The organism is Dactylosporangium sucinum (assembly GCF_014647515.1).
Lineage (GTDB): Bacteria > Actinomycetota > Actinomycetes > Mycobacteriales > Micromonosporaceae > Dactylosporangium > Dactylosporangium sucinum.
In genome coordinates this window covers 2,648-14,882 of the sequence record NZ_BMPI01000074.1, presented here as the reverse complement: position 1 = coordinate 14,882, position 12,235 = coordinate 2,648, and the positions used below count along the sequence as shown (strand labels likewise).

11 protein-coding genes are annotated in these 12,235 nt (G+C 73.3%); 2 read left to right on the top strand and 9 right to left on the bottom strand.

What is annotated here, in order from left to right; all coding sequences use genetic code 11:
* Positions 1-36: 36 nt before the first annotated feature.
* The 3 genes from IEZ31_RS46135 to IEZ31_RS46125 all read right to left on the bottom strand — a co-directional run bounded on the left by IEZ31_RS46135 (position 37) and on the right by IEZ31_RS46125 (position 4,657).
* The gene (locus IEZ31_RS46135; RefSeq protein WP_190256513.1) at positions 37-564 is read right to left on the bottom strand and encodes a hypothetical protein; all 528 of its coding nucleotides are present in this window, start codon (positions 562-564) and stop codon (positions 37-39) included.
* A 66-nt stretch (positions 565-630) separates the two neighbouring features.
* On the bottom strand, positions 631-1,149 hold the full coding sequence (locus tag IEZ31_RS46130) for an RNA polymerase sigma factor (RefSeq protein ID WP_190256512.1): 519 nt from the start codon (positions 1,147-1,149) through the stop codon (positions 631-633).
* A gap of 184 nt (positions 1,150-1,333) precedes the next feature.
* On the bottom strand, positions 1,334-4,657 hold the full coding sequence (locus tag IEZ31_RS46125; protein ID WP_190256511.1) for a CHAT domain-containing protein: 3,324 nt from the start codon (positions 4,655-4,657) through the stop codon (positions 1,334-1,336).
* A 123-nt stretch (positions 4,658-4,780) separates the two neighbouring features.
* On the opposite strand from IEZ31_RS46125, the gene IEZ31_RS46120 reads away from it, so the two are divergent.
* Entirely contained in the window at positions 4,781-6,076 is a 1,296-nt protein-coding gene (locus IEZ31_RS46120) for a hypothetical protein (RefSeq protein ID WP_190256510.1), read from the top strand.
* 172 nt (positions 6,077-6,248) lie between these two features.
* Here IEZ31_RS46120 and IEZ31_RS46115 read toward each other — a convergent pair whose 3' ends face one another.
* The 5 genes from IEZ31_RS46115 to IEZ31_RS46095 form a co-directional block, all read right to left on the bottom strand.
* The gene (locus IEZ31_RS46115; protein ID WP_190256509.1) at positions 6,249-7,010 is read right to left on the bottom strand and encodes a hypothetical protein; all 762 of its coding nucleotides are present in this window, start codon (positions 7,008-7,010) and stop codon (positions 6,249-6,251) included.
* A 5-nt stretch (positions 7,011-7,015) separates the two neighbouring features.
* Positions 7,016-7,498, bottom strand: coding sequence for a SigE family RNA polymerase sigma factor (locus IEZ31_RS46110; protein ID WP_229836905.1), 483 nt, complete (start codon positions 7,496-7,498; stop codon positions 7,016-7,018).
* 45 nt (positions 7,499-7,543) lie between these two features.
* Positions 7,544-8,023 (bottom strand): GNAT family N-acetyltransferase, encoded by a 480-nt coding sequence (locus IEZ31_RS46105; RefSeq protein ID WP_229836903.1) that lies wholly within the window; start codon positions 8,021-8,023, stop codon positions 7,544-7,546.
* 65 nt (positions 8,024-8,088) lie between these two features.
* On the bottom strand, positions 8,089-9,591 hold the full coding sequence (locus IEZ31_RS46100) for a long-chain-fatty-acid--CoA ligase (protein WP_190256507.1): 1,503 nt from the start codon (positions 9,589-9,591) through the stop codon (positions 8,089-8,091).
* Entirely contained in the window at positions 9,588-10,760 is a 1,173-nt protein-coding gene (locus IEZ31_RS46095; RefSeq protein WP_190256506.1) for an acyl-CoA dehydrogenase family protein, read from the bottom strand. Before IEZ31_RS46095 ends, IEZ31_RS46100 begins: the two co-directional genes overlap by 4 nt.
* Before the next feature lie 98 nt (positions 10,761-10,858).
* On the opposite strand from IEZ31_RS46095, the gene IEZ31_RS46090 reads away from it, so the two are divergent.
* A complete protein-coding gene (locus IEZ31_RS46090; protein ID WP_190256505.1) occupies positions 10,859-11,626 on the top strand; it encodes an alpha/beta fold hydrolase in 768 nt (255 codons plus the stop codon).
* On the opposite strand, the gene IEZ31_RS46085 is transcribed toward IEZ31_RS46090, so the two are convergent.
* The gene (locus IEZ31_RS46085; protein WP_190256504.1) at positions 11,587-11,898 is read right to left on the bottom strand and encodes a hypothetical protein; all 312 of its coding nucleotides are present in this window, start codon (positions 11,896-11,898) and stop codon (positions 11,587-11,589) included. The genes IEZ31_RS46090 and IEZ31_RS46085 overlap by 40 nt on opposite strands.
* Positions 11,899-12,235 lie beyond the last annotated feature (337 nt).

Below are 12,235 nucleotides of genomic sequence, written 5' to 3'. Positions count from 1 at the left end.
CAGGGTGGTGTGATCGGCGGACGGCGCGACTGCCGCTCATGTGTCCCGGTGTGGCGGCGCCCATTCGAAGCTCAGGTCGTTCGGGCTGTGCTCACTGATCGGCACCTTGCCGATCACGACGACGCCGTAGGCGTTCACCGTCCCCCGGCGGACCACGCCGGCCGCGTTGCGCACCGCCAGGGTCAGGGGCGACCTGACGTCGCCGATCGGTTCCACGACAACGGTGATGACCGCGGTCCGCGCGTCGACGTCGATGTCCGCGTCGATCTCGACGTCCGGCTCGTAGCCGTAGGCCGCCAGGCCGGGCTCGTTCCGGTCCAGGGTCGGCGCCGCCACGGTGCCGCGGACGGTGGCCAGCTCCTGCGCCGAGCTGGCCAGCCACCCCTCGATCTCGTTGAACATCATCGAGACGGCCGCGGGGCCGGCGCCGCGCTGTTCGTCCGCGTCCGCCTCGGCGAAGAGGCGCGCGGCCGCGGCCCGTGCCTCGGCGAGGGCGCCGTCCGGCAACGGCGCGGACTCCTCGTCCGCGCAGTCCAGGTCGGCCAGGATCTCGAGCAGAGACACGACAGCGCCCTCGTCGTGCTCTCGATCATTGCGACCGGTTGACTCTCGCATGGCGAGATCCTTCCTTCATTCCGAAGCGGAACACAACGTGTCCCGCAGGTGTCGAACGGCGGTGCGAAGGCGCGTCTTCGAGGTGTTCTCCGGGATGCCGAGGATTTCGGCGATCTCCCGGTGGGTGTGACCGTCGAGCACGAGCTCGACGACCTCCCGGATCGGGGACGGCAGGGCCGCGACGGCGGTCCGCAGGCGTGCCCGCAGATCCCGGTCGGCCACGGTCTCCTCCGGCCCGGGGACCGTGGACGGGGGGTCGAGCCCCTGCTCCCGGTGGCGGTCGAGCGATTCCGTCCACTGCGCGCCACCTCGTTTGAGTCGCCTCTCGGCCCGGTAGTGCTGGATGAACTGGTTGTTCACGAGGGCCCGCAGCCAGGGCCGCGGCTCGACGACCGGTGCGAGCGTCCCCGAGCGCAGGTCGTGCACGATCTTGGCCAGGACGTCCTGCGTGAGGTCCTGGGCGAGTTGCGCCTTGCCCTCGGACAGCCGCAGCGCACGCCGGTAGATGATCTCAACGGCGGTGTCGAGGTCCACGCCGACCTTGGTGTGAAACGCACCGGTCAGGTCCGGCTGACCGGCTGAGTCCGCACTCCTGGCATCAACCGAGGATCGCTCCATGATGTTGCTCCTAGCCGGGATCAGTGTGGGCAGAACCGCGCTCTCCTGTCAGGACGCCGTCCGCCGCGGCGGAGTTTTGCGATCCGGCGAACTTTTTTTCTCAGCGTGACCGCCGCTCGCGGTGCCCCCGGCCGCGGGACCGGCTGCGGCCGCCGCCCGGCCCGGGGTTCGGGACGGGTCGCGACCGCGGGCTGAGGGTGACCGGCAGCCCGGTGTGGATGTACGGCGCCCAGACCGACGGCGGCTCGGCGCGCTGAATCGCGTCGAGACATGCGGCGTGGTACGCGTCAAGGCTGTCGCGGCCCACCCAGTGCCGGTAGAACGACTGCGCGAACGGCCCGGCGGTGACGCTGTCGACCGGGCACAGCGCCGACACCTCCGCGACGTTGCCCCGGATGCGCAGGGCGAGCGGGAACCCGTTGACGTCGCCGGCGTGTGGCACGTTGCGGCCGACGTTGCAGGCGTTGACGAACACGAAGGACGCCCGGCAGCCCTGGCTGAGCCAGTCGCCGGCGGTCAGCCGCACCGTCCGCGACAGCCGCAGCTCCGATGCCAGCGACCGGGGCCAGGGGTGATAGTCGCCGTGCGCCGCGATGTGGACCACGTCCCAGCGGGCCTCGGGGTTGAGGTAGTGGCGACGACCGTGCGCGGCCGTCTTCGGGCGGACCACGTCGAACCCGAGCGACACGAGCTGCTTCTCCAGCTCACGCGCCTCCTCGGGAGCGCCGATCGCGGGGTCCCATCCGCCGACCAGCGCCGACCCCGACACCGTTGCCGGGCGGACGGCGTCGGTCAGGGCGGGAAGGTACGTGAGCCGGTGCCGCTCGATCAGGAAGCCGTCGTCGCCGCGCGCCGCATGGAGGGGCAGTCCGGCGAACGACTGGTGCGGGACGACGATGACGTCCCGGACGTCGCCGAACTCGTGCTGGAAGCGGCCGACGATCTCGGCGTGCAGCTGCCGCAGCGCCTGGGTGCGCCGGGGCCGGCCGGTCCGCTTCGGCCGCAGCGACTGCCACACGGCGCCCCGCAGCTGGTTGAGCGACGCTTTCGAGACGTCGAGGCGGGTGGCCCACCACCGTCGCGAGCCGCCCTCGACGACGCAGCCGACCGCCCAGAAGCCACCGTGCCGTTCCCCGAAGAGCTGGACGTAGACCGCCGTCGCGGGCATGCACGCGAGCAGGGTCTCGGGCTGGTACGCGGTCGGCTCGGACTCGGTCGGCCGGGGAGCGGCCAGGTTCAGCCGCTTGTGCATCGCCTCGAAGAGCTGGTCGTCGGCGCCGTCGACGCGCTGGTGGAACTGCTCCGCGAGCTCGAACTCCTCGATCAGCTCCGTGTCGTCGGCGAAGATCCGGTTGATCGCGCCCAGCCCCGCGTGGGCCGCGAGGAACGCCAGTTCGGCATGGCCCCGGGAGGCCAGGATGGTCGCCACCCGGGTGGACGTGGACGTCATCTGCCGGGCCAGGTCGATCAGGTCGGCGGTGCCTCGCGACTGCGTCACCGCATACTGGACGATCCCGCACACGGCGTGGACGGCGTACGCCGCGGCCCGGTCGTCGCCGGCGTCGATCGCGACCGCGAGGATGACCCGCAGCGCCGACGTGGCCTGGACCCACTGGGCCGCCTCGAGGGAGGTCGCCAGCGCCTCCTCGGCCACCCGCAGCCGCTCGGCCGGGGTCAGCCCTTCCTGCCGGGCCAGCAGGTTCAGCAGCTCGGGCCGCAGGTAGGCCCCGTATCCGACGGCGATCTCGTCGGCGGCTTCGAGCAGGGTGCGCCGGAGATCGAAGACGGTGCCGCAGTCGCCGGGAGGGAGCCGGCCGGGCCTGCTGCGGCGCAGCGGCGGATCCCAGGCGTCGACGAGCGCGATGGCCGCGCGCAGGGTGTCCGCGTCCGCGCGGGTCGAGACCAACGCCATGATCGACAACACCAGCCCCGGGGCCTGCTCGGTGTCGATGTTGCGCGCGATGCCGGCCAGCCCGCCGTTGGTCGCGGGGCTGGGCATCCCCTCCTCGTCGACAAGCCCGCCGGCCGCCTCGCCCGGGCCCTGGGCCGGCCCGAGGTCGGTGACCGGCCCCGGGCCGGCCGCTCGCCTCGAACGCCTCCCCGGCCGGCGGCTCTGGCCGTGCTCGCCCGGCCGATCCGCCCATGACTGGCCCTCGCGCCGCCAGAACCAGGCCGCCGTCGGCCGGTGTGCGTGCTCCAGTTTCACGCTGAGGTCGCGGCAGGCGTCGGCGAGCCGCGACCGGATCGCCTCCCGCTGCCACGCGTTCGCCTTGCCGTACAGCTCGTCGCGGGTCTCCCGCAGCAGCCGCTCGCACTGCGTCACGCGCCGGGCGAGGTTGGGCTCGTTGCGGGCCACCCCGACGAGCGCCCCGAATCGGTGGTGGGGCCGGGTGCTCAGGCGCAGCGCGTCCGCGGCCGCAGCCGGCAGCCGGTCGCGGCGCACGACGGCGGCCGCGCCCACCCGCTCCAGGTTCAGCCGGGCGACGGCGTCGCGCAGGCCCTCGGGCAGGTCCGCCGCGTCCTTCGTCCAGAACGCCGGTGTGTCGCGCGGCAGGTACTCCCACATCTCGGCCTCGGCCTGATCGAGCAGCTCCAGTCGGCGACCCTCGCCGGTGATCCATCCGACCAGCCCGTTCACCATCCGCACGTAGCAGATCTGCGCGCGTGACAGGCCCAGGCCCAGCACCTGCGAGGCGACGGCGATCGAAGGCTCGACGTCTTCGAGCCATCCGGCGGCGGTCGTCAGGCGCTCCATCGCCGTGTCGAGGATCGTGTCCCACTCCGCGTCCGGCAGCCGCAGGTGGCCGACCGCGGCGGCGTAACCGGTCGCGAAGTGCCCGACCGCCTGCGCCGAGAGCACATGGGTGGCCGGCAGCTCGTCGATCAGCAGCCATGTCTCGTCCCACAGGCGCACCGCGGTGGTCACGTCGTGCGCGCGGAACGCGGCCTGGGCGGCGTCGGCCAGCAGGTAGATCCACCCGATGCGGCGCAGTCCGGCACCGGCCTCGCCACCGAAGACCGGCCGGAGACGGGCGACGACGCTCGTATACGCCTCGTGCACCGTCCTGGGCTCGCGGTCCTGCAGGCCGCGCTTGAGCCGGATGGGAAAACCACCGGGGAGGTTGCGCGGGTCGCCCCACAACGCGGCGAACTCGGTGACCTCCAGCGCCTCGTCCCCGCCGGCCCCCCACGCACGGGCCATCGCCTCGTACAGCGCGTCACGGATCGACGGCCGCGTGCTCAACCGCGCCAGCAGCTCGTGGTCGTGGACCGACACCCACCGGCAGGCGGGCAGCGCGTCGTTGCCGTTGCTGACCAGCCAGTCCTTGATGTCTGCGGCTCTCCATGCGGCGGCGCGCAGCGCCGACACCGCCGCGGGCTCGACGTCGCCGCAGTGGGGGCACCCAGCAAGAAGATCGATCATCCGCCCCCCAAGCTGCCCCCAAAACGCTCTGCCACCCTACGACGTCCTTCATACCGCAACACCGGCGCGCGGCACATCGGCCGCCGCTGCAGAGTGGTGGAGGGAGTCACTACATTGAGCGCGATGTTCAAACCGCTCCGGACGATCGGTCCCGAGCCCGGACGCGTCTTCTTCGCCATGCCGTACGGCGTGAAGACCGTCTCCCCCGGCGTCGAGCCGTTCGACTTCGACGCGTTCTACAGCGACGTCTGCGTCCCGACCGTCGCCGAGGACTGCGGGATGGTCCCGCTGCGGGTCGACGGCATCTACGGGCCGCAGGGCGTCCTCGACGCCGTCTGGCGCACGATGCAGCAGGCGGAGTTCGTCGTCGTCGACTTCAGCGCGCAGTCGGTCAACGTGGCGTTCGAGTTCGGCTGGGCGCTGCTGCTGGGCAAGCGCATCGTCATCCTGACCCAGCGGGCGGACGACATCCCGACCGATGTGCGCGGCCTGTACCGCTACATCACGTACAGCCCGAACTACGCCGACATCATGCGCATGCGCAACGAGCTGACGCTCCAGCTCCGCGCGCTGAGCCAGGAGCCGGCCGAGGAGATGGCGCCGATGCCGATGCCGGGCGGCGGACGCAACTCGGCGCCGGCCCGGGTCATCTCGATCGACCGCGAGTACGTCGTGGTCCAGGACGACAGCGGCCGCCGCGGCGTCATGGGCGTCGGTGACGTGGACTACTCGCGGCTGATCACGGACATGAGCCGCCGGTTCAAGGTCGGCGACCGGCTGGACGGGGCGTTCGTCGTCGACCCGATGCGCAGCGAGATGCGCTACACGCTGCTCGGCGGTGAGACGAACCCCTGGCCGATCCTGGCCAGCCGGTACCCGGTCGGCACGACGCTGCGGACCGCGGTGCACAACGTGGTGGACGGCGTGGGCGCCTTCGCGCGCGTCGAGTTCGACGTCAACGGCATGATCCCGCTGGAGCAGTTCCAGGGCGGCGGGCCGGCGCCGGGCACCGAGGTCGAGGTGACCGTCACCCGGATGGACGCCGAGCAGCGCCGGATCGGCCTGCGGCTCAACCGGGTCGTGGGCCGGCCCGCGCAGCAGGGCACGGTGCCGATCCTCGTGTCGCCGGGCTGGCGGGGCACCGGGCGGGTCGTGAAGGCGGTTCCGGAGGCCGACGGACGGGGCGGCTACATCCTGGTCCGGCTGGCCGCCGGCACCCGCCCGGCGATGCTGCTGGCCCGCGACATGACGGCGGACCTGCGCGTGGACCTGAACAACGGGCACGTCGACCTCGACGAGGAGCTCGACGTCGAGGTGCTGAGCGTGGACCACGCCCGCAACCGGGTGCTGCTGCGGGAGCTGCCCGACACCGACCCGGCCGGCCGGTCCGAGCCGGCCGAGCTCGCCGAGGCGGCGTAGGCGACGAAGGTACGGGGCATGCGGGGTGGGCCGTCCGGCCCGCCCCGCTGCTGCCTGCCCGCCTGACCGCTGTGTCGGCGACGACGATGCAGCGGCGCTTCTCGACGGCCGCCGGGGCGCCCTCGACCGGCCCGTCCGACGACGCGGGCGGCACGACCTCCCGCCCTGACGCTCAGGAGGTGAGCAGGAGGTCCGGCACGGCGAGGATCGCCACGAGGTCGTCGACCGTCAGCGGCACGTCGGGCCGGGTCACCTCCTGCTGCTCCAGTACCTGGGCCTCGCCGGGCTGCGCGGTCGCGCCGAAGGTCGCGTTCGTGGCGCTGGCGAAGAGCTGGGTGCCGGCCGCGTACATCCGCACGTTGATCAGCTGGTTCTGGTAGCTGCGCCGGCCGCCGACGTGCAGGACGGTCACCGGCTCGCCGTGCGGGCCGGTGCGCTCGCTGCACACCGGCGGCTCGCACAGCTGCTCCTTGACGTCGCCGGGACCCGCGGCCGGGGAGATGCCGAAGCCGATCGCGCCGATGCCGTGCTCGTCGGCGACCAGCGCGGACGCGGTCCAGCGGTCGCCGTCGCGGTACACCTCGAGCGGCCCGGCCGCCGCGGCGGGATTGCGGCGGAAGGTCGCGCCCGGCAGGCGCCGCGACACCGCGGTCTGCAGGGAGCAGGTGAACCGGTCGGCCCGGTCGTCGCTCGCGCAGAACCGCTGCGGGTCGAGGGCGGTCCAGCCGGGCCCGGACGGCCGCACCGGCGGCGGGTCGCCGGGGATGGCCACGACCAGGGCTCCGGTCACCGTCACGGCGGCGACGGTGCCGGCCGCGAGGACCATCCGGCGCCGGTGGCGGGCGCGGTGGCCGGCGGCGAGCACACCGGCCGAGGTGAGGCGGGTCGGCGGCCCGCCGTCGGTGTACTCCCGCAGCGCGGTGCCGAGATCCATGGCGTTCACTCCTTCGTCGGTGCCAGGGTGCGGCGCAGCGCGTCGACGGCCCGGGCGGTCTGGCTGCGGACGGTGCCCTCGGCCATGCCGAGCAGCTCGGCGACCTCGGCCACGGACAGGTCCTCGAGGTGGCGCAGGACGACGACGGCCCGCTGCCGTGCCGGCAGCGCCTGCAACGCCCGGCCGAGCCCCTCGTGCCCGCCGGGCTCGGCGGCGTCGACGGCCGCGTCGGGCGGCTCGGCCACCACGGTCTCCCGGCGGCGGTCCCGCCGGTGCGACAGGAACGCGTTGACGAGGATCCGCCGCGTGTAGGCGTCGAGGGACTCGGGCCGCGTGCGCCGCCAGTGCTGGTACACCTTGACGAAGGTCGTCTGCACGAGGTCGTCGGCGGTGTGCCAGTCACCGCACAGCGCGTACGCGACCCGCCGCAACCCGCCGACCCGCCCGGCGAAGTACTCGCTGAACTCGGCATCCGTTCGACTTCCCACGCACCACATACTCCGGACCGCGGGAAAACGCTCAAGGGCGCCGGTTCAGACGCGCTTCTCGTACCGCCGGCACGGCACCGCGATGATCTGACCCGCGTGCGGGACCGGGTTGTCGAACGGCCCGGCGTCGCTCCAGCCGCACCGCTCGTAGAACCGCCGGGCGCGGGCGTTGCCGGGCACGACCGCCAGCCAGGCCGTGCCGAACCCGTTCGCGGCGACCAGCCGCTCGGCCGCGGCGAGCAGGACGGCGGCGATCCCGGTGCCGCGGTGGGCGCCCCCGACGTACACCTGCTCCACCTCGTCGCCGACGACCATCACGAACCCGGCCACCACACCACCGACGTCGGCGACGGTGGTGTCGGGCACCCGCTTGCCGGCGCGCGTCCGGAAGGAGTCGTGGGAGCGGGCCGCGACGAGCGCGTCGGGCACGTTGCCGAGGTGGCCGTCGCGCCACCCGGACTCCCAGATGGCGGCGACCTCGGCCGCGTCGGCGGAGCGGGCGGGCCGGATCAGCGGTTCCGTCACCCGCCCCACCTTAGGCCCACTTCCCGCGCGCCGCGGGTTTGCCGCCGGTCGCGCGCCGTCCAGGGTCAGGCCTCCCCGGTGATGCGGCGGCGGAGTTCGCGCTTGAGGACCTTGTGGCTCGGGCCCAGCGGGAGCTCATCGACGAAGCGGACGCGGCGCGGGTACTTGTGCTTGCCCAGCCGCTCCCTGGACCACTCGATCAGGGCCGTCTCGGTCGGTGCCGCCTGCGGGTCGGGGACCACCACGGCGCAGATCTCCTCGCCGTGCACCTCGTCGGGGACGCCGATCACGGCCACCTGGACCACGCCGGGGTGGCGGGCCAGGGCCTCCTCCACCTCGCGCGGGTACACGTTGAAGCCGCCGCGGATCACGATGTCCTTCTTGCGGTCCACCACCGTGAGGAAGCCGTCGGCGTCCTTGGTGCCCAGGTCGCCGGAGCGGAACCAGCCGTCGACGACGGCGAGGGCCGTGTCCTGCGGGCGGCCCAGGTAGCCGGCGAAGACGTTGTGGCCGCGGATCACGATCTCGCCCAGCTCGCCCGGGCCCAGCAGCTCGATCGTGTCGTCGATCTCGGCGCGGGCGATCTCCACCTCGACGCCCCAGACCGGGTGGCCGACGGTGCCGGCGCGGGTGCCGAAGTGGGGCTGGTTCGTGGTGGCCGTCGGGGACGTCTCCGAGAGGCCGTAGCCCTCGAAGATCGACGTCCGGTAGGCCGCGTCGAAGCGCTCCAGGACCGCCACCGGGAGGGAGGCGCCGCCGGAGATGGCCAGGCGCAGGCGGGGCAGCTCGGTGCGGCCCTCGGCGGCGGCGACCAGGGCGACGTACATCGTCGGCACGCCGTGGAACACATCCACCTGCTCGCGCAGCATGACCTCGAGGGCGGCCTCGCCGGTGAAGCGGGCCAGCATCACGAGCGTCGCGCCCAGCCGGAACGTGCCGTTCATGCCCACGGTCTGGCCGAACGTGTGGAACAGCGGGAGGCAGCCGAGGACCACGTCGGTGGAGCGGGCGTCGTTGGCGTCGAACACGTTGACGGTCGCGTTGAGCACCAGGTTGAGATGGGTGAGGACGGCACCCTTCGGCTGCCCCGTGGTACCGCTGGTGTAGAGCACCACGGCCGGGTCGTCGGGCGCGCGGGAGACGTAGGAGCGCAGCGGCTCGGCGCCGAGCAGCGCGGCCGGCTCGACGAACGCGACGCCCGCCGCCCGCGCCGCCGGCGCGCCCACCGCGGCCTGGCTGGGGTGGCAGACCAGCACCGTCGCGCCGCTGTCGCGCAGCACGTACGCCACCTCGTCCGCGGTCAGCAGCAGGTGGACGGGGACGACGACGGCACCCAGCGCGACGATCCCGTAGTACACCCGGGGAAAATCGACGACGTTGGGGCATTGCAGCGCGACCCGGTCGCCCGGGTGCACCCCCTGCTCGCGCAGCGCGGCGGCGACCGTCAGCGCCGACCGCCACAGCTCGGCGTAGGTGACCCGCTGCGGGCCGTCGACGACCGCGACCTTCGCCGGGTAGCGGCGGGCGGACTCGGCGAGGATCGCCGCCAGCGACAGCGTGGCGCTCATGCGAGGTGACCGCCGATCTGGGTGTAGCCGCGCAGCAGGTCGCGGGCGATGATGAGCCGCTGCATCTCGTCGGTACCCTCGAAGATGCGCAGGAGGCGGACCTGGCGGTACCAGCGCTCGATCGGCAGTTCGCGGGTGTACCCCATGCCGCCGTGGATCTGCATGACGCGGTCCACGACGTGGTTGACCATGGCGGCGCCGTAGAGTTTCGCCATCGACGACGCGTGCCGCGGGTCCTGCCCCTGGTCGACGGTCCACGCGGCGCGCAGCACCAGCCAGCGGGCCGCCTCCAGCTCGACCTCCGAGTCGGCGATCATCCACTGGATGGCCTGGTTGTCGCCGATCGGGCGGCCGAACGTGTGCCGGGTGGTGGCGTGCTCGAGCGCCATCTTCAGGGCGCGTTCGGCGATGCCGAGGGCGTGGGAGGGGATGATGTACCGCCCTTTGCCGATCCACCGCATGGCGAGCTCGAAGCCCTGGCCGACCTCGCCGAGGATGTTGCGCGACGGGACCCGCACGTCGTCGAAGATCAGCGAGGCGGGGCCGCCCTCGCCCATGGTCTGGATGAACTCGGAGTGCCAGCCCATCGCGCGGTCGACGAGGAACGCGGTCGCGCCGCCCTTGCGGACGTCCCTGTCCTTGTCGGTGACGGCGATGACGATCGTGAAGTCGGCGTCGTTGCCGTTGGTGATGAACGTCTTCTCGCCCGTCAGGAGCCAGTCGTCGCCGTCGCGGCGGGCGGCGAAGGAGATGTTGGCCGCGTCGGAGCCGGCCCCTGGCTCGGTGATCGCGAAGCAGGAGACGCGCTCGCCCTCGATGGTGGGGATGAGGTACTCCTGGCGCTGCGCCTCGTTGGCGAAGTAGAGGATGTTGTCGGCCTCGCCGCCGAAGCGGAACGGCACGAACGAGCGCCCGACCTCGGTCCAGATCAGCGACTGCAGTACGGCGGGGAGGTCCATCCCGCCGTACTCCTCGGGGGTGGACAGCCCCCAGAAGCCGAACTGCTTCGCCTTGAGCTGCAGCTCCCGCAGCTCGCTGCGGTCCAGGCCGGGCCGGTGCTCGCGCTCGCGGCGCAGCACCTCCTGCTCCAGCGGCTGGACCTCCTTCTGGATGAAGGCGCGGGCGGTGTCCCGGATCGCCTTCTCCTCCTCGCTGAGCGAGAAATCCATCGTCGCCTCTCCTGCTGTCGGAACCCCTCCAAACTAACGCTGGAAGTTTTAGCGCGCCAGCTTCAATTTGCACTCCGACTGCACTAATCTTCGCCGGCATGGAGAGGTTCTCGTCGTTCGACGGCGTTCTCATCGCCTACCAGGTCTGGGGCCCTCCCGGTGACCTGCCGCCGATCGTGCTGCACCACGGGTTCATCGTCGACGCGACGGCGAACTTCGTCGCCCCGGGCGTGGTGGACGCCCTGGTCACCGCCGGCCGCCGGGTGATCGCCCCGGACGCCCGCGGCCACGGCGCGTCCGGCAAGCCGCACGACCCGGCCGCCTACGGCGAGGCGACGATGGCCCGCGACCTGGCCGCGCTGCTGGACCACCTCGGCGTCGAGCGGGCCGACCTGGTGGGGTACTCGATGGGCGCGGTCGTCTCGGCCATCTTCGCCGTGTCCTCGACCCGCGTGCGGCGCCTGGTGCTGTCGGGCGTCGGCGCGGCCGTGGCGGAGCTGGGTGGCCTGGACACCCGGGCGATGCCGCCGCCGGAGGTGACGGCGGTGCTGCTGACCGAGTCACCGTCCGCCGTCGAGGCGTCCCCGGCGAAGGCGTTCCGGCAGCTGGCCGACGCTGTGGGCGCGGACCGGGTGGCGCTGGCGGCCCAGGTGGGCGCGGCCCATGAGTCACCCATCGGCCTCGACAAGATCACGGCTCCGACGCTGGTCCTGGTCGGCTCGGACGACGCTCTGGCGGCCCGCCCGGAGGTCCTGGCGGCCGCGATCCCGGGCGCACGCTGGAGGGCGGTCGCGGGCGACCACCTCACGGCGCTGCGGTCCCCGGCCTACATCCCGGCGCTGCTGGAGTTCCTCGGCGCACCCTGACCGCGCCCCACCCGCGGGCACACGTTGCGCCCCACCCGCGGGCACACGTTGCGCCCCACCCGCGGGCACACGTTGCACCCCACCCGCAGGCGCACGCCGCGGACCACCCGCAGGCGCACGCCGCGGACCACCCGCAGGCGCACGCCGCGGACCGCCCACGGGCGCACGCCGCCGACCACCCACGGGCGCACGCTGCGGGCCCACGGGCGCACGCTGCGGACCGCCCGCGGGAGCACCTTGCGGACCGCCCACGGGCGCACCTTGCGGACCACGCACGGGCACACGTTGCGCTCCGCCCGCCGCGGCCCCCGCCAACCGCCGCCGCGTCGGCCACCGCCACGCCGCCCACCGCCGCGTTGCCCGCCAGGGCTCGCCACGGCCCCCTGCCAACCGTGCGTCGATCTTGGAGTTGTGGTGGTTGACAAACCCGGACATTTACGGAGTGTCCTGGCACCACAACTCCAAGATCGACGCGGGAGAGCAGGCGGGGCCGGGGGCGGCGAGGCAGGACGGGGCGGGGCGGGACAGGGCAGGGCGGGACAGGGCAGGACGGGGCAGGACGGGGCAGGACAGGGCGGGGCGGGGCGGGGCAGCGGGGCGGGGCGGGGC